This is a genomic window from Candidatus Delongbacteria bacterium, from assembly GCA_041675285.1.
Classification (GTDB): Bacteria; CAIWAD01; CAIWAD01; order CAIWAD01; family CAIWAD01; genus CAIWAD01.
In genome coordinates this window covers 214829-231353 of record JBAYTZ010000002.1, presented here as the reverse complement: position 1 = coordinate 231353, position 16525 = coordinate 214829, and the positions used below count along the sequence as shown (strand labels likewise).

The 16525-nt window shown below is 70.8% G+C and carries 15 protein-coding genes; 13 read left to right on the top strand and 2 right to left on the bottom strand.

What is annotated here, in order from left to right; genetic code table 11:
- Positions 1-211: 211 nt before the first annotated feature.
- A complete protein-coding gene (locus tag WC326_02770) occupies positions 212-910 on the bottom strand; it encodes a response regulator transcription factor (GenBank protein MFA7329975.1) in 699 nt (232 codons plus the stop codon).
- 60 nt (positions 911-970) lie between these two features.
- On the opposite strand from WC326_02770, the gene WC326_02765 reads away from it, so the two are divergent.
- The 12 genes from WC326_02765 (at position 971) to WC326_02710 (ending at position 13923) form a co-directional block, all read left to right on the top strand.
- Positions 971-1603, top strand: coding sequence for an ATP-binding cassette domain-containing protein (locus WC326_02765; protein MFA7329974.1), 633 nt, complete (start codon positions 971-973; stop codon positions 1601-1603).
- Complete coding sequence (locus WC326_02760) at positions 1593-2393, top strand: ABC transporter permease (GenBank protein MFA7329973.1); 801 nt, start codon at positions 1593-1595, stop codon at positions 2391-2393. The genes WC326_02765 and WC326_02760 overlap by 11 nt, the downstream gene beginning before the upstream one ends.
- A gap of 262 nt (positions 2394-2655) precedes the next feature.
- Complete coding sequence (locus tag WC326_02755) at positions 2656-4371, top strand: aromatic amino acid hydroxylase (protein MFA7329972.1); 1716 nt, start codon at positions 2656-2658, stop codon at positions 4369-4371.
- Positions 4362-4730, top strand: a complete 369-nt coding sequence (locus WC326_02750; GenBank protein MFA7329971.1) for a DUF423 domain-containing protein — start codon at positions 4362-4364, stop codon at positions 4728-4730. The genes WC326_02755 and WC326_02750 overlap by 10 nt, the downstream gene beginning before the upstream one ends.
- Before the next feature lie 31 nt (positions 4731-4761).
- Positions 4762-5850 (top strand): 4-hydroxyphenylpyruvate dioxygenase, encoded by a 1089-nt coding sequence (hppD, locus tag WC326_02745; GenBank protein MFA7329970.1) that lies wholly within the window; start codon positions 4762-4764, stop codon positions 5848-5850.
- A 25-nt stretch (positions 5851-5875) separates the two neighbouring features.
- A complete protein-coding gene (locus tag WC326_02740) occupies positions 5876-7036 on the top strand; it encodes a homogentisate 1,2-dioxygenase (protein MFA7329969.1) in 1161 nt (386 codons plus the stop codon).
- Positions 7037-7041: 5 nt separating this feature from the next.
- Entirely contained in the window at positions 7042-7674 is a 633-nt protein-coding gene (locus WC326_02735; GenBank protein MFA7329968.1) for a hypothetical protein, read from the top strand.
- A gap of 34 nt (positions 7675-7708) precedes the next feature.
- Complete coding sequence (locus WC326_02730) at positions 7709-8194, top strand: GyrI-like domain-containing protein (protein MFA7329967.1); 486 nt, start codon at positions 7709-7711, stop codon at positions 8192-8194.
- A 14-nt stretch (positions 8195-8208) separates the two neighbouring features.
- Positions 8209-8994, top strand: a complete 786-nt coding sequence (locus WC326_02725; protein MFA7329966.1) for an SDR family oxidoreductase — start codon at positions 8209-8211, stop codon at positions 8992-8994.
- Positions 8995-9051: 57 nt separating this feature from the next.
- Positions 9052-9384 (top strand): sulfurtransferase-like selenium metabolism protein YedF, encoded by a 333-nt coding sequence (gene yedF, locus WC326_02720; GenBank protein MFA7329965.1) that lies wholly within the window; start codon positions 9052-9054, stop codon positions 9382-9384.
- A gap of 265 nt (positions 9385-9649) precedes the next feature.
- Positions 9650-10726, top strand: a complete 1077-nt coding sequence (locus WC326_02715; protein MFA7329964.1) for a hypothetical protein — start codon at positions 9650-9652, stop codon at positions 10724-10726.
- Positions 10727-10758: 32 nt separating this feature from the next.
- The gene (locus WC326_02710) at positions 10759-13923 is read left to right on the top strand and encodes a FlgD immunoglobulin-like domain containing protein (protein ID MFA7329963.1); all 3165 of its coding nucleotides are present in this window, start codon (positions 10759-10761) and stop codon (positions 13921-13923) included.
- 83 nt (positions 13924-14006) lie between these two features.
- Here WC326_02710 and WC326_02705 read toward each other — a convergent pair whose 3' ends face one another.
- Complete coding sequence (locus tag WC326_02705; GenBank protein ID MFA7329962.1) at positions 14007-15344, bottom strand: methyl-accepting chemotaxis protein; 1338 nt, start codon at positions 15342-15344, stop codon at positions 14007-14009.
- A gap of 279 nt (positions 15345-15623) precedes the next feature.
- Between WC326_02705 and WC326_02700 the strand changes: the two genes are divergently transcribed.
- Positions 15624-16454, top strand: coding sequence for a tRNA pseudouridine synthase A (locus WC326_02700; GenBank protein ID MFA7329961.1), 831 nt, complete (start codon positions 15624-15626; stop codon positions 16452-16454).
- Positions 16455-16525: the final 71 nt, after the last annotated feature.

The following is a 16525-nucleotide window of genomic DNA, read 5'->3' as shown; positions in this document are numbered from 1 at the left end:
TGCCGGCCGCGCCCGGGGCGACCGGGAGTCGGCGCCACCGGACGCCCGGCGGCAACGGGGACAAAGCAAGCCCCGTGCCGAGAGTTCAGGCACAAGTAAAGATGTTGATAATCATAAAGATGATGATTGGGCGGGCGTACACGGGCCATGGCTGGGCGGGGCATCTGAACCAGCCGTCACGGGGAATCGGCTCAACTGAACAGAGCGTGCCTCAGGCGTCGTCGCGGAAGCGGTAGCCCACGCCGCGCACCGTCTCCAGCAGGGCGCCCTGTTCGCCCAGCTTGCGACGCAGCCCCACCATGTGGACATCCACGGCGCGCTCGGTGACGGCGTAGTCCTCGCCCCGCACGGCGTCCACGATCTGGTAGCGCGTGAACACCCAGCCCGGCCGCGAGGCCAACAGGGCCAGGATCTGGAACTCGGTCCAGGTGAGATTGAGAGCCGCGCCTTCCAGCACGGCCTCCCGGCGTCCGCGGTGCAGGGTCAGCGGACCGCGGCGCAGGACGGGATCGTCGCCCTTGGCGGGCTCCAGCTCCTGGCGGCGGCGGATCGCGGCCTGCAGGCGGGCCAGCAGCACGCGCGGGCTGAAGGGCTTGGTGACGTAGTCGTCGGCGCCCAGGTTGAGCCCGGCCACCACGTCGCTTTCCTCGCCCCGGGCGGTCAGCATAATGATTGGCAGCTCGGCCGTGTCCGGCTGGGCGCGCAGGCGGCGGCAGACCTCCAGCCCGTCCAGTCCGGGCAGCATCAGGTCCAGCAGCACCAATCCGGGCGGCGCGCTGCGCACTTCGCGCAGGGCCGTCTCGCCGTCCGCGGCCACGCGCACGGGGAACCCGTCCTTTTCCAGCACGTGGCGCACCAGTTCGCGGATGTCCGCCTCGTCCTCTACCACCAGGATCTCGGGTCGGCTCATTTTTCCTCCTGCCTTGCCGGAGGCAGTTTCGCATTCCCGTGTTTGGATTATGTTGGAATCATGTTTGAACTGGACGGCCTGGAACTGAGTCAAGGCGGGCGCAGCCTGCTGGGTCCGCTGGATCTGAGCTTGCCGACGGCGGCGCGCGTCGTGCTGGCCGGACCTTCGGGTTGCGGCAAGAGCACGCTGCTGCGCGTGCTGGCCGGTCTGGAGCGTCCCGCCGCCGGACACGTCCGGTTCCACGGGGAGCCGCTGCTCCCGGGCCGCCTGCCCGCCCACCGCCTGCGCGTCCACCTGGTCTCCCAGCAGCCGCTGCTGCCGGGCGAGAGCCTGGGCGAGGCGCTGGTCCTCGGACACCGGCTGCGCGGCCTGCCGCCGCCGGACGCCGACCGCCTGCGCGGGGAGTTGGCGGCGCTGGGGCTCTCCAACCTGAGCCTGGACCAGCCCCCCGGCGGGCTCTCCGGCGGCGAGGCCATGCGCGCGGCCGCGTTGCGCGGGCTGCTGCTGCCCGTGGAACACCTGCTGCTGGACGAGCCCACCACGGGCCTGGACGACGAGGCCGCGGCCCGGCTGATCTGCCGGTTGAGCGACCCGGAGCTGCCCCCCGTCCTCAGTGCCAGCCACGATCCGCGCTGGTGGGCGGCCTGTCCCACGCGCCTGGAGTTCCGCGCCGGGAGGCTGCATGAGTCCTGAGAGCGGCGCGCCGACCCTCAGCTGGCTGGGAATGGGCCTGGCTTTTCTGCTGGCCCTGGTCCCGTTGATTCTCTTCCGCGTGCTGCGCCTGGGGCTCAGCCGCCAGCTGCTGGTGGCGCTGGCCCGGATGGTCCTGCAGCTGGGCAGCCTGGGCCTCGTGCTCGAGGTTCTCTTCCGACAGGACCACTGGAGCCTGACCCTGCTCTGGCTGCTGGTGATGCAGGCCGCCGCCGCCCACACGGTGCTCAGCCGTCTGCCCGTGCGGGTGCCCGGTCTGGCGCCGCTGGTGGGCGGAGCGCTGGCTCTGGCCAGTTCCGCCGTGCTGGCCTGGTGCCTCTTGATGGTGGTCCGGCCCGAGCCCCTGCTGGGCGCGCGCCTGCTGATCCCGCTGGCGGGGATGATCCTGGGCAATTCCATGAACGGGATCACCCTGGCCCTCGAGCGCCATCTGGCGCAGTTGACCGAACCCGCCGGGCGGCGGGAGTGGGAGACCCTGCTGGGCCTGGGCGCCGAACCCTGCGTCGCCCGCAGCCGCCTGCTGGGCCGCGACCTGCGCGTGGCCCTGCTGCCCACCCTCAACACCACGGCCACCATCGGCCTGGTCTCCATCCCGGGAATGATGACCGGCCAACTCCTGGGCGGCAGCCCGCCCGCCACGGCCATCCTCTATCAGATCCTGATCATGCTGGCCATCCTGGCCTCCGTCAGCCTCTCGGCCTGGGGGGCCGCGCGCCTGCTGCACTGGCGGCTGGTGGACGCCGACGGCCTCCACCGCCGGCCGCCGGTCTGAGCCGGCCGGCTGTTTGGGAGTTAACCGCCCGCCTTGACTTTTCGCATTGCCGGGCGTTGGGGCTCACTCTATCTTGGTCGGTGGGCACCCCGAGCCCGCGAGCCGCACCCGGCCGCCGCAGCCGCGCAGTGGCGGCGGCCCAGGCCTTCCAGGTGGTGGCCAACGGCCTTCCAGAACGGAGTATCAGGTGAACACAGGCCACGGAACCCCGGTCCCGTCCCCCTCGGCCCCGGGAATCCCCAGCAGGAGGCAGGCTCCCATCATGGAGATCCCGGCACATCTCAAGGCCTGGACCGTGGAGCAGCGGCCGGAATACTACACGGCCATCGACCACGCCGCCTGGCGCTACATCCTGCGCATCTCGGGACGCTTCTTCGCTAAGGCGGCCCACCCGGCCTACCTCGACGGCCTGCAGGCCACGGGCATCTCCAGCGAGCGCATCCCGCTGATCCAGGAGATGGACGAGAAGATGAAGCGCATCGGCTGGCGCGCCGTGGCCGTCAGCGGCTTCATCCCGCCCCAGGCCTTCATGGAGTTCCAGTCGCTGGGGATCCTGCCCATCGCTTGCGACATGCGCAAACTCGAGCACGTGCTCTACACGCCGGCCCCCGACGTGGTGCACGAGGCGGCGGGCCACGCCCCGATCATCGCGGATCCGGACTACAGCGACTACCTGCGGGCCTACGGCGCCATCTCGCGCCGGGCCATCTACTCGCACCACGACATGGATCTCTACCGGGCCATCCGCCGGCTCTCCGTGGTCAAGGAGGATCCCGCCGCCACGGCCGCCGAGGTGGAGGCGGCCCAGCGCGCCCTGGACGAGACCCTGGCCGCCCTGGACTGGGTGAGCGAAGCCACCGAACTCTCGCGCATGTACTGGTGGACCGTGGAGTACGGCCTGGTGGGCGCACTGGAGAACCCGCGGATCTACGGCGCCGGGCTGCTCTCGTCCGCCGGGGAGAGCTGGCACTGCCTGGGTCCGCAGGTGGAGAAGCGCCCGCTGGGCGTGGACTGCGTCCATCAGACCTATGACATCACCAAGCCGCAGCCGCAGCTCTACGTCACGCCGGACTTCCTGACCCTGCGGGCCGTGCTGGAGGAGTACGCGGCCGGGATGGCCTGCCGCACGGGCGGCGTGCCAGCCCTGGACAAGGCCCTGCGCGCCCGCACGCCCGTCACCGTGACGCTGGACAGCGGCCTGCAGGTCAGCGGCGTGCTGGCCGAGCGCCTGCTGGACGCGGCCGGGCGGCCGGCCTACCTGCGTTTCAGCGGACCCGTGCTGCTGGCCGAGGATGAGCAGGTGCTGCGTGGCCACGGCCGGGACACCCACGCCCACGGCTTCGGTACGGCCCTGGGGCCGTTGGCGGGCCGGGAGGGCGGCACGGCCCGGCTGGACGGCGGCGCGCTGCGCGAGCTGGGCTTCGGCGGCGGCGGCCGGGGCCGGCTGGCCTTCGAGTCCGGCGTGGTGCTGGAGGGACGGCTGGCGGAGGTGCGGGAGGGCAAGGCGGGCAACCAGCTGCTGCGCTTCACGGACTGCCAAGTGAGCTGGGGCGACCGCCTGCTCTTCGATCCGGCCTGGGGCGATTACGACCTGGCCTGCGGGCAGGAGGTGCCGGCAGTCAGCGGCGGCTGGGTGGACGGGATGATCGATCCCGAGGACCTGCCCCGCGAGCGGCCCTGCATGAAGTGCAACCTGGACGAGGGCAACCGCGCCCTGAACGAGCTCTACGCCGAGCTGCGCCGCCTGCGCGAGCGCGGGGAACCGGGCCCGGCCGAGCAGCTGCGGCTGGAAGAGATCGCCGCCGAGCTGGACGCCGCGCACCCGGAGGACTGGCTGCTGCGGCTGGAGCTGCTGGAACTGGGCGCCGGCCTGCGGCCGGAGCGGATCACCGCGCTGCGTGGGCAGCTGGAGAGCCTGGCCGCCCGGGGTGGCGAGTGGCGGGAGTTGGTGGAGAGGGGGCTGGCCCTGTGCAACTGAACTGGCTCTGGGTGCTGGCGGGCCTGGACGGCCTGCTGATGGTGGCGCTGGGGGCCTTCGGCGCCCACGCCCTGAAGGAGACGCTGGGCCCGCAGGGCACGGAGTGGTGGCGCACGGCCGTGCTCTACCAGGGCCTGCACCTGGCGCCCCTGCTGGCTCTAAGCCTGCTGCCCGGGGGCGGCCGTCTGGCGCTGGCCGCGGGGATCTGCTTCCTGGCGGGCACGCTGCTGTTCAGCGGCAGCCTCTACGCCCTGGCCCTGTCGGGCATCCGTGGGCTGGGCGCCGTGACGCCCGTGGGCGGCCTGCTGCTGCTGGCCGGCTGGGCCTGCCTGGCCGCGCTGGGCCTGCGCCGCGGCTGAGTTTTGTGACACAAACCACAGAGAGGATCCCATGGCCGACTATCCCAAGCTGCGGCGTCTGCATCACGCCGAGTTCTACGTGGGCAACGCCCTACAGGCCGAGTACTACTACCGCAAGGCCTTCGGCTTCTCCCGCAGCGCCTTCCTGGGCCTGGAGACCGGCGCACGCGACCGCGTGTCCTACGTCATGACCCAGGGCCGCGTGCAGCTGGTGCTGACCGGCAGCCTGGACCCGCGGGAGAACGAGATCACGCGCTTCCTGGCCCGCCACGGCGACGGCGTGGTGGACCTGGCCTTCGAGGTGGACGACGCACGCGAGTGCCACCGGCTGGCCGTGGCCAACGGCGCTGTCTCCGTGCTGGAGCCCGTGGAACTGCGCGACGGGCACGGCTCCATCCTCAAGTCCGCCGTGGCCGCCTACGGGGACACGGTGCACTCCTTCATCCAGAAGCAGGACTACGCCGGGCCCTTCCTGCCCGGGTTCGCGGCCCGCTCCGTGCCGGGCGAGGGCGTGGGGCTGCGGATCATCGACCACGTGGTGGGCAACCAGGAGGACGGCCGGATGGAGGCCGTGGTGGCCTGGTACGAGCGCGTGCTGGGGTTCTCGCGCTTCCTGTCCTTCGACGACAAGGACATCTCCACCGAGTACACGGCCCTGCGCTCCGTGGTGATGGCCGCGCCCAACAACATCATCAAGTTCCCGATCAACGAGCCGGCGCCGGGCAAGAAGAAGAGCCAGATCGAGGAGTACGTGGAGTTCCACGGCGGCGCGGGCGTGCAGCACGTGGCCCTGCTCACCGACGACATCCTGAGCACCGTGCGGGCCTTGCGCGCCAACGGCGTGCAGTTCCTGGAAGTGCCGGACACCTATTACGACAGCGTGACCGAGCGCGTGGGCCCCATCGAGGAGGACCTGGCCGAGATCCGCGAGCAGCGCATCCTGGTGGACCGCGACGAGCGCGGCTACTTGCTGCAGCTCTTCACCAAGCCTGTAGAGGACCGCCCCACGCTGTTCTTCGAGATCATCCAGCGCAAGGGCAGCCAGAGCTTCGGCAAGGGCAACTTCAAGGCGCTGTTCGAATCCATCGAGCGCGAGCAGGAACTGCGCGGCACGCTGTAAAGCGGCACGCTGTAAAGGAGACCCCATGCCGATCTATCATCACCTGGGCGAGATCCCGCGCAAGCGCCACGTGGTCTTCCCCGGACCCCAGGGCCAGTTCCGCCACGAGGAGCTGGTGGGCAACAAGGGCTTTGTCGGACCCTCCAGCCTGCTCTACCACGTGAACCGGCCCGCGGCCGTGCTCTCCCAGCGCCTGCTGGCCCCGCTGCGCTGGGAGGCCGAGGAGCCGGGCGGCCTGCGCATGCGCCACCTGCGCTCCAAGCGCCTGCCCGTGGGCGGCGGCGTGCTGGGCGGCCGCACGCCCCTCTTCTTCAACCACGACGTGGCCGTCTCTGTCTGCCGGCCGGACCACGCCGAGGATGTGTTCTACCGCAACGGCCAGGGCGACGAGCTGATCTACGTGGCCGCCGGCGGCGGCGTGCTGGAGAGCCAGTTCGGCCACCTCGTCGTCGGCGAGGGCGACTACGTGGTGATCCCGCGCGGCCTGCTGCACCGCTGGAAGCTCGATCCCGCCGCCGGCCAGGCGCACCTGCTGGTGGTGGAGAGCGCGGGCTACCTGCGCACGCCGGAGCGTTACCGCGGCGAGCACGGCCAGCTGCTGGAACACAGCCCCTTCTGCGAACGCGACCTGCGCCTGCCCCAGGGGCTGGAGACCCGCGACGAGAAGGGCGAATTCCCGCTCTGGGTCAAGCAGGGCAACGCGCTGACCGAGGTGATCCTCCAATACCATCCCTTCGACGTGGTGGGCTGGGACGGCTACTACTACCCCTGGGCCTTCAACATCCGCGATTTCGAGCCCATCGTGGGCCGCGTCCACCAGCCGCCGCCCGTGCACCAGACCTTCGCCAGCGACGGTTTCGTGGTCTGCAGTTTCGTGCCGCGCCTCTACGACTTCCACCCCCAGGCCGTGCCCGCGCCGTATCACCACGCCAACGTGATGACCGACGAGGTCTTGTATTACGCGTCGAACGAGTTCATGAGTCGCAAGGGCATCGAGAGCGGCTCCCTGACCCTGCACCCGGACGGCCTGGTGCACGGTCCGCACCCGGGCCGCGCCGAGGCCAGCGTGGGCCAGCCCGCCACGGAGGAGCTGGCCGTGATGATCGACACCTTCCGGCCGCTCAAGGTGGCCCGGGCGGCGCTGGCCATCGAGGATCCCGACTACACGACGAGTTGGCTGGAGTAGGCCCGGTGGCCGGCAAGCTCACGCCCAAGCTCATCCTGGAAGGCACGCGCCTGACCTTCAAGACCGAGCTGGCCTTCGCGCTGAACGAGCACGCCCGCGTGGTCGGGCCGCGCCGCTACCGCTACCACAGCCCCGTGATCTCCGCCGAGTGGTGCGCGTTCACCAACTATCCCTGGGGTCGCGGGCTGATCAACTTCCTGCCCGAGGAGGAGCCCCAGGCCCTGGAGACCTACCGCACCTGGCTGCGCCTCTTCCAGCTGCAGCGCTACTACAGCTGGATCGTCGACCGCTTCCACATCAGCACCCAGGTCTACCAGGAGCAGGCCCACGGCCGGAAGCTGGACTTCGGCTGGCTGGAGGAGGGGCTGACGGAGCTGAACTTCCGCCTGATCTTCTGCACGCGCCGGGCGGAGACTTTCGCGGCGGCCCGGGAGCGCCGGCTGCTGGTCAGCGGCAAACCCTCCCAGTACGACGAGCTGGAGCGCTTCGTGGAGGAGCAGGAGCGGATGCGCGCCCGCGTGCAGGCCAGCCGCCTGCCCTGGCTGGAACTGGACGTCAGCGACAACGACATCGCGGCCGCCGTGGAGCGCGCGGCGGACTGGCTGGCGGCCAGCGGCGGCCTGGAGATGCCCGACTGAGCCTGCCAGTGCGAATGGATGGAAAGGACATCTGATGGAGATGGAACCCCGGGTGGAAGCCACCCAGTTGCCCGAGCTGACCCTGCTGGGCTACGCGCGCCGCGTGCCCGCGCCGGGTCCGGGCCCGGTCCAGGCGATCGGCGAGTTCTGGGACGAGTTCCTGGCGGGCGGCCTGGCCGCGCGGCTGCCGGATTCGGTGATCCCTGGCCTGCTGCTGGGCGCTTGCTGGAACGAACAGCCGGACGGCAGATTCGACTACCTGATCGGCGTGCCGGTCCGCACGGAGGCGCAGGCGGGCGCGGATCAGGTCCGGCTGGAGCTGCCCGCGGCGCGCTATCTGCGCTGCACGGTGCGCGGCCCCAAGGCCGAGGCCATTCCTGCCGGCTTCCACTGGCTCTTCCGGGAGTGGCTGCCCGGCAGCGGCCTGCGCGTGGCGCCCGGCGCCTGCCTGGAGTGGTACGACCACCGGGCGGAGGCCGACGCGGAGGCCGAGGTGGACCTGTTCGTGCCGATCCAATAATCACGGGGCGGAGCATGGACCTGCAGGTGAAGGACCGCGCCTTCCTGGTGGCCGGCGGCAGCGCCGGACTGGGACTGGGAACCGCCACCCTGCTGGCCCGCGAGGGGGCCCGCGTCTCCATCTGCGGCCGGGATCCCGTCCGGCTGCAGACGGCCCTGGACGACCTGCACGTCCTCGATCCCCGCGCCCACGGCCGGGCCCTCGACCTACGCGACGGGGCCGCCCTGGCGGCCTGGGTGGACGAGGCCGCCCGGCTCTTCGGCCGGCTGGACGGCGTGCTGGTGAACGCCGGCGGACCGCCCCGGGGCGGGCTGGAGAGCTTGGACGACGCGGCCTGGCAGGCGGCCTGGGAGCTGAACCTGCTCTCCGCCGTGCGCTTGGTCCGGGCCGTCCGGCCCCACCTGCGGGCGGCGGGGGGCGGCTCCATCGTGGCCGTGACCTCGGGCTCCGCCCGCGAACCCATCGACGGGCTCTTGCTCTCCAACGTGCTGCGGCCCGGCGTCGGCGCGCTGATGAAGAGCCTGTCCCGCGAGCTGGCGCCGGAGGGCATCCGCTGCAACAGCCTGGCGCCGGGCTTCATCGACACCGAGCGCCTGCGCAGCCTGGAGGCGGCCATGGCGGCGGAGGCGGGCCGCACGCGCGTCGAGCAGGAGGCGCGGCTCTGCGCGGAGGTGCCGCTGGGGCGCTACGGGCGCGTGGAGGAGTTCGCCCATGCGGCTGTCTTCCTGCTGGCGCCGGTCTCATCCTACCTTAGCGGCGTCCAGCTCCCGGTGGACGGTGGCCGTCAGCGCAGTGGCTGACGAATCGGCAGCCTCCAGCCGGGGTTCAGACAGCCACCACCAACCAGGATCCGGCACATGACCCTGCTCTACCTCAGTTCCGACCGCATGGGCCAGGGCGACGACGCCCTCGGCCGCAAACTGCTCAAGAGCTTCCTCAAGGAACTCGCGGCCAGCGCCCACACCCCGGACATGGTGGGCTGCGTGAACGACGGCGTCCTGCTGACCACCACGGGCAGCCCCGTTCTGGAGGAGCTGGGGATCCTGGCCGCCCGCGGTGCGCGCATCGCCAGCTGCGGCACCTGCCTGGACGACCTGCAGCGGCGCGACCAGCTGCTCATCGGCGAAGTGGGCACCATGAGCCAGATCGTTCAGGTGCTGTTCAGCGCGGAGCGCGTGATCCGGATCTGAGGGCGCTGGCCGCGACTCCGCTTCATTCTGAATGCAGGACGGATCCAGCGCAGCGGCTGCGCGGATCCCGGCCCCGGAATGGCCCCGGGCGGGATGCGCGGGCACCCGGCTGTCAAGTCCGGTTTACAGCTGGGCCCGAGGGCGGGGCAAAACCGGGCCGCCGGGGGCGAAATTCACTGGAACGATTTTTGCTTGGAAGGTTGAGCTGGATGGGCCCGCTCATCCGGTCGCAGCGGAACGATATACGCAAACACAATGGGCCAACATGAAATTGTCTAAAATTCTGTTCGCCTGCCTGGCGGGCGCGGGGCTGTTGCAGTCGTGCGCCGAGCGCGAGGACGCCATCCAGAGCGAAATCAGCCTGGTGGGCAGCTGGGGCGACGCCTGGGGCGAAGTGGCCGACGTGGCGGTGGGCCAGGACGTGCTCTACCTGGCCGCCAACCAGCGCGCCGGCGTGTTGACTTTTCCCCTGGCCGCGGAGGCCGCGCCCTTCCCGGCGGGCGGCGCGCCCGGCATCGACAGCCTCTACGCCCCGGGCGACGTGGACTATCTGTCCGCCCACCTGCTGGCCGAGCGCTACCTCTTCCTGAAGCTCTCCACCAACCTGCTGGTCTTCGACGTGCAGGACCCCTACCAGCCGCACTACATGCGCACCTTTTTCGCCAGCGGCGTCAACGAGGTGGAGACGGTGGTGGAGGACGGGACGGCCTACCTCTACTACAGCGACCGCTCCGACGGCTTGAGCCTGCACGCTTTCCCGCTGGATCCCGCGGGCCTGCCGGCGGACAGCCCGGCGCGCTGGTTCCACAACGGCGCCAACCCCACCACGGACTACGTGGACACCTTCCTCGACTACGAGAACGACGGCAACGACCTGGACGTGGTGGACGACCTGATCTTCCTGGCCGACGGCCGCTACGGGTTGAAGATCTTCCAGCACCAGGGCGCGCGCATGCCCATGCGCCTGAGCGAGCTGGCCACCCTGCGCCTGCCCGGCGACGCCCTGCGCCTCTCCGTCCGGGACGGGCTGGCGGCCGTGGCGCTTGGTTCCGGCGGCCTGGCCGTGGTGGATGTCAGCGATCCCAGCCGGCCCTACCTGCGCAGCGTGCTGCGGCCGGGCGGCACCACGCTGGACGTGGAGCTCAAGGACGACCACGCCTATCTGGCCAGCAGCTCCAAGGGCGTGATCGTCGCCGACCTGCGCGATCCCTCCCGGCCCGTGCCGCGCTGGCAGCACGAGGGCGGTTACGCGCGCCGCCTGCAACTCGCCCACGGCCGCATCTACGTGGCCGACGAGGACGAGGGTCTGCTGATCCTGGCGGATCCGCTGGGCGCCAACTGAGACAACAACGAACTGAACCGAAAGGACGCCTCATGAGCAAGACCCTGTGCCGGACCTGGTTGCGAAGCCTGCCGGCGGTGGCCGGGCTGCTGTTGCTGGCCTCGACCGCCCGCGCGGTGGATCCCCCCCGCTACTGGTCCAGTGAAAGTGGCATGGCCGTGCGCCAGGGCTACCACATCGAGTGGCAGCGCACGGCGGAGGAGGGCGGCCCCGGCGAGTTGATCATCAGCTGGTCGGACACGCGCTTCGGCATGCGCGACCTCTTCGCCCAGAAGATCGATGTCTCCAACCCCGGCCAGCCGGCCGTCTGGAGCACCACGGACGAGCACGGGCTGGTGGACGCGCTGATCGTCAACGACGACGTGATCCGCCAGGAGGACCCGGTGCTGATCGGCGACGGCGCCGGCGGCGCCATCGTCAGCTGGATCGATTTCCGCGACGATCCGCGCGGCGACATCTACGTGAACCGGCTGGTGGACGGCACGGGCTCGGGCGCCCTGGCCTGGGGCGCCTCCGGCGTTCCGCTCTGCACGGACTGCGCCAACGGCTCCGAGAACATGCCCAAGAGCCAGTGCATCGACGGCGCGGGCGGCTCGTGGGTGGCCTGGGCCGACCACCGCAACTCCACCTGGGACCTCTACGTCAGCCGGGTGACGGCCGACGGCGACGTGCCCGCCGCCTTCGGCAGCGACGGCTTGCTGGTGGTGGGCGAGGTGGGCGACCAGGAAGCCATGTCCATGGAGCACGACGGCGCCGGCGGCGCCTTCCTGGCCTGGGTGGACAAGCGCGACGCGGCGGACGACGACATCTACATCGAGCACGTCCTGGCCAACGGCACGCTGGTGGCCGGCAACGGCGGGCGGCCCGTGGTCAGCCTGCCGGGCAGCCAGCAGTCGGTGAAGGTCACCTGGGACGGCGGCACGGGCTGCTTCGTCAGCTGGGTGGACCTGCGGAACGACAACGCGGGCGACATCTACCTGCAGCACTTCAACACCTCCCTGACGGAGACCTTCGCCGAGGGCGGCCTGGCCGTGGCGGCGCAGGTGGGCAACCGCGAGAACAATCCCCGCCTGAGCTACGCCGGCGACGGCACCACGCTGCTCATGTGGGAGGACAACCGCAACGACCCGAACAACATCCAGGCGGACATCTACTGCCAGAAGGTCAGCACGGCAAACACGGCGATCTGGGGCGCGGGCGGCGTGCCCGTCTGCCTGGCCGCCGGACACCAGCAGCAGGCCCGCGCGCTGGGTGACGGCGCCGGCGGCGCCTTCTTCACCTGGCAGGACAGCCGGGACGAGGACTACTCCGCCATCTACGCCCAGCGGCTGAACTCCAGCGGCGTGCGCCAGTGGGCGGCGGACGGCGCCGTGGTGGTGGACCGCGCGGATCTCGAGTCCGACGCCATCGCCCCGGCCCTGCGCCTGGACCAGCAGGGCGGGCTGTTCGTGGTCTGGGGCGACCTGAGCCGCGGCAGCCTGGGCATTTTCTCCCAGCACCTGAACGCCGCCGGCCAGCGCAGCCTGGCTGTGACCGGCCATGACTCCGTCTGGGGCATCTCCGGCTCCTGCAGCCTGGTGCGCAACGTGGCCACGCCGGACGGCGCCCTGGTCTTCTGGATCGACCCGCGCAACGCGGGCGGCCCCCACGTCTACATGCAGAACCTGGCGCGCTTGACCGGCGCCCTCCAGCTGCCGGAGAACGGCGTGCCCGTGGCCCTGGAGCTCGACGGGGGGCAGAAGAACTTCCAGGTCGCGGCCGACGGCGCGGGCGGCGCCTACGTCTTGATCGAGGTGGGCTCCGAGTCCGCCCAGCGCGCCTGGCTGACCCGCGTGAACGCCAGCGGCCAGCCCATCTGGGACGCCCCGCGTCCCGTCACGCCGGGCTTCGACTCCGGATCCGGGCTCGAATACCAGGAGCGCTCGCGCCTGCTCGTGCACGGCGACCAGATCCTGGTGGCCTGGTCGGGCGTGGACACGGACTACAGCAACTTCATCGCCGAGGTGGGCATCCAGGCCTTCGACACCGCCGGCAACGTGCTCTGGGGCGACGACGGCCTGCGCATCACCTCCACCAGCGCCATCCACGAGAAGCTCACCGACCTGGTGGCCGGCCCCGACGGCGGCGCCTGGCTGCTCTGGGATTCGGGCAACTGGCAGGACACCAACGTGCTCACCCAGCTGGTGAACGCCCAGGGCCAGCCGGTCCTGGCGGCGGGCGGCGTGAGCTACGCCGGCGGCACGGGCAAGCAGGAGCGCGCCGTGGGCGCCCCCGGGGACCACGGCAACCTGCTGGGCGTCTGGCTGGATTACGCGGCGGAAGTCTTCGACAGCGACCTGATCGCCCGCAGCCTGTCCCCCGCCGGCGGGGTGGAGTGGACGGCCCAGATCGACATGCGCGCGCTCTCCCAGAAGACGCCGGTCATCATCTCCGACGGGCAGGGCGGCGCCTACGTGGCCTACACGGACTTCTCCAACGCGGCCAACGACGACGTCTACGCCACGCACATCCTGTCCGACGGCAGCCTGGCCTGGACCGGGACGGAGACCAACGTGGCCGTGGGCGCGGGCACCCAGGAGGACGTGGCGCTGGCCCTGGTGCCGCGCGGCGGCTGGAACGGCCTGGTGCTGGCGCTGGCCGCCGAGGAGATCGGCGACACCACCGGCTACAAGGACCTCTGGGCCCGGGACTCCCACGTGAACCCCATCGGCGGCGACGTGACGGATACTTTCTACGAGGGCACGATCTTCAACTTCTTCCACACCCAGCGCGAGCCCGTGCTGAGCCACGACCTGGCCGACGGCACCTACCTGTCCTGGGTGGACATGCGCGCCTCGGGCAAGGAAGACCTGAAGGACATCTACACCCAGCGGCTGGCCTTCGGCGACGTGGACGTGGAGTCCCCGCCCGCCGTGGCCCGCGGGTTCCAGCTGGCGCAGAACACGCCCAACCCCTTCAATCCCGACACGCGGATCGACTTCCAGATCCTGCGCGCCGGCGAGGTCAGCCTGCGGATCTTCGACTTGCAGGGCCGGCTAGTGCGCACGCTTGAGGACGGCCGGCTGGCCACGGGCACCTACCAGCGGATCTTCGACGGCCGCGACGCGGCCGGTCGTCCGCTGGCCTCCGGCGTCTACATCTACCAGTTGCAGGCCGGCGGGCACGAGGAGAGCCGCCGCATGCTGCTGGTCAAGTAGACCGCGCCTTCTCCTGTCACACAAAAGCCCCCCGGTCCACGGATCGGGGGGCTTTCTCATGTGTCACAACCATCTGCTCCGCGCTAGTTCTCCAGCCGCCGGGCCGCCTGCTCCAGGCTGTCGCCCAGGCTGCGCAGTTGTCCGGTGTGCTCGCCGGCCTGGCGGACCTGGCGGCCCACGTCCTCCATCCCGCCCCGCACCGACTGGATGCGCTGGCTGATCTCGTGGGCAGCGGCGGAGGCGTCGGACACGCTGCGCGTGGCGTCGTTCATCCCTTGCACGGCCTGGCCGATGTTGCGCGAGATCTCGCGCGTGGTGGCGTTCTGCTCTTCCAGGGAGCCCGCCACGGTGGTCATGGTGTGGCTGATCTCCGTGATGTAGCCCGTGATGCTCTGGATGTCGTCCGCCGTGGAGCGGGCCGTGGTCTCGATGCCCGAAACCTTGGTCTGGATGTCCACGATGGCGTCGCTGGTCTGGCGCGCCAGGTCCTTGACCTCGTTGGCCACCACGGCAAAGCCCTTGCCCGCGCTGCCCGCCCGGGCCGCCTCGATGGTGGCGTTGAGGGCCAGCAGTTTGGTCTGCTCGGAGATGCTGATGATGGTGTTGACGATGGAGCCGATCTCGCTGGAGGCCTGGTTGAGCGCCTGCACGCGGCCCTGCATGCCCTGGGACTGCTGGACGGCGTGCTGCGTGCGCGCGTTGGCCTCGGCCGTGGTGCGCGAGATCTCGTCGATGGTGGCGCTCATCTCCTCGGTGGCCGCGGCCAGGTTGCGGAAGATGCCGTGGGTCTCTTCCACCGCGGCGGAGGCGGTCTGGAAGTTGCCGCTCATCTGCTGGGCCCCGGCGGCCACTCCCTGCACCTGGAGGGACATGTCGGCGAAACCCTGGTCCACCGAGTGCGACATCTGGGCCAGCTGGCTCACGGCGCTGGAAAGCTGACCCGCGCCGCTCTGCACCGCGCCTTGCGCCTCCACGATGTGCGAGATGTCCAGCACGTGCTCGATGGCCCCGATGATCCGGCCTTGGGCGTCTCGGAAAGGCGAGCCGGCATAGAGGATGGGCACGCTGAGGCCGGGCCGCGGGTTGGCCACCGTGCGTTCGGTGACCGGCGCGCCCTGGGCCATGGCCTGGGCCAGGGCGCACTTGTCCGTTCGGCAGTGGCCCGTGCGGAAGAGGTCGTAGCACTTGGTGCCGATGTAGTCCTGGGCTCGCTTGCCTCCCAGCGCGGCGCCGGCCGCGTTGAGGGAGACGATGGTGAAGTCCTTGTCAATCATCATGACAGGCAAACTCATCGAGTTCAGCATGCGCTCGCCGCGCTCGTCTTCGGCCCCGGGCTTCGAGTCGGTCCGGGGGCGGCGCAGCAGGCTCCAGGCCAGCGCGCCCAGACTGACGAGCAAGGCGCCGATCAGTGTGTACAACATGGATCCTCCCGTTCTGTGCAGAACTATGCCGGTGCTTCGTTCGATTATCGGGCAGGCAGCCGCGGCGTCTTGAGGTGGATTCATTCTTTTTTGGGAAGAAATTCCCAACAATTCCACCCCCCTTTGCCAGCCCGGCCGCCGGACCCCGCTCCGCCCCGCCGGCCGGCGCGTCGGCCGGACCCTGGACGCCCTGCCGGAGGCGGCCCCGGCTTGGCTTTCCCCGCCTCCGGTGGTACTTTTCCCGGGCATTCCGCCGGCAGGTGAAAGGAGCGCTTCCGCGTGCTGCTGCAGGCCCCACAGCCCGGTTCGAGAACCTTTTCCATCGAGCTGGCTTACGAGGGCTCGGGTTTCCTGGGCTGGCAGATCCAGGCCACGGGCCGCACCGTGCAGGGCGAGCTGCGCGCGGCCTGCGAGCGCATTCTGGCCCAACCGCTGAACGTGAGCGGCGCGGGCCGCACGGACACGGGCGTGCACGCGCGCGCCAGCCTGTGCAGCTTTCCAGCGCTCACCGCGCGGCGGGCGGACGAATTGTGGCGCGGGTTGCGGCGCATCCTGCCGCCGGACATCCACGTGCGGCGGGTGGACGAGCGTGCCGCGGGCTTCAACGCGCGCTTCAGCGCCCGGGCCCGCGAGTACGGCTACCGGCTCGTGCGCGGGCTGGACCCTTTCCGGCGGCGGCTGGCCTGGTGCAGCAGCTACCGGCTGGACGTGGACGCCATGCGCGCGGAACTGGCCGCGCTGAGCGGGCGCCGGGATTGCCGGGGCTTTTGTGTCACGGGTTCGCTGCCTCCCCAGGCCTGGTGCGATTTCCAGCTGGCGGAGCTGGAGGAGCGGGATGACGAGCTGCTGTTCCGCGTGCGCTGCGACCGCTTCCTGCACAGCATGGTGCGCAGCCTGGCGGGCACCCTGCACGACGTGGGCCGCGGACGGCTGGAGCCCGGCGCGCTGGAGCACGTCCTGCGCACGGGCGAACGCGCCCGCTGTGGCGTGGTGGCTCCACCCCAGGGCCTGTACCTGGAGCGCGTGGTGTACGAAGAGTTCAGCACCGGCGGCCCCGAGGGCTGGAGCCGGCTTGAGGATGGGGTGAATCCGCAGCGGCTGGCGGACTAAGCGGGGCGGTCCTGGTCCGTCCGCGCGCGGCCCGCTGCGACAATGGCGCAATCTGTGGCCTCCCGGCCCCC

What these genes read in the sequence shown, in the direction of transcription:
- WC326_02770 (MFA7329975.1), bottom strand. Translation starts at nt 910, where the DNA reads ATGAGCCGACCCGAGATCCTGGTGGTAGAGGACGAGGCGGACATCCGC.
- WC326_02765 (MFA7329974.1), top strand. Translation starts at nt 971, where the DNA reads ATGTTTGAACTGGACGGCCTGGAACTGAGTCAAGGCGGGCGCAGCCTG.
- WC326_02760 (MFA7329973.1), top strand. Translation starts at nt 1,593, where the DNA reads ATGAGTCCTGAGAGCGGCGCGCCGACCCTCAGCTGGCTGGGAATGGGC.
- WC326_02755 (MFA7329972.1), top strand. Translation starts at nt 2,656, where the DNA reads ATGGAGATCCCGGCACATCTCAAGGCCTGGACCGTGGAGCAGCGGCCG.
- hppD (MFA7329970.1), top strand. Translation starts at nt 4,762, where the DNA reads ATGGCCGACTATCCCAAGCTGCGGCGTCTGCATCACGCCGAGTTCTAC.
- WC326_02740 (MFA7329969.1), top strand. Translation starts at nt 5,876, where the DNA reads ATGCCGATCTATCATCACCTGGGCGAGATCCCGCGCAAGCGCCACGTG.
- WC326_02730 (MFA7329967.1), top strand. Translation starts at nt 7,709, where the DNA reads ATGGAGATGGAACCCCGGGTGGAAGCCACCCAGTTGCCCGAGCTGACC.
- WC326_02725 (MFA7329966.1), top strand. Translation starts at nt 8,209, where the DNA reads ATGGACCTGCAGGTGAAGGACCGCGCCTTCCTGGTGGCCGGCGGCAGC.
- yedF (MFA7329965.1), top strand. Translation starts at nt 9,052, where the DNA reads ATGACCCTGCTCTACCTCAGTTCCGACCGCATGGGCCAGGGCGACGAC.
- WC326_02715 (MFA7329964.1), top strand. Translation starts at nt 9,650, where the DNA reads ATGAAATTGTCTAAAATTCTGTTCGCCTGCCTGGCGGGCGCGGGGCTG.
- WC326_02710 (MFA7329963.1), top strand. Translation starts at nt 10,759, where the DNA reads ATGAGCAAGACCCTGTGCCGGACCTGGTTGCGAAGCCTGCCGGCGGTG.
- WC326_02705 (MFA7329962.1), bottom strand. Translation starts at nt 15,344, where the DNA reads ATGTTGTACACACTGATCGGCGCCTTGCTCGTCAGTCTGGGCGCGCTG.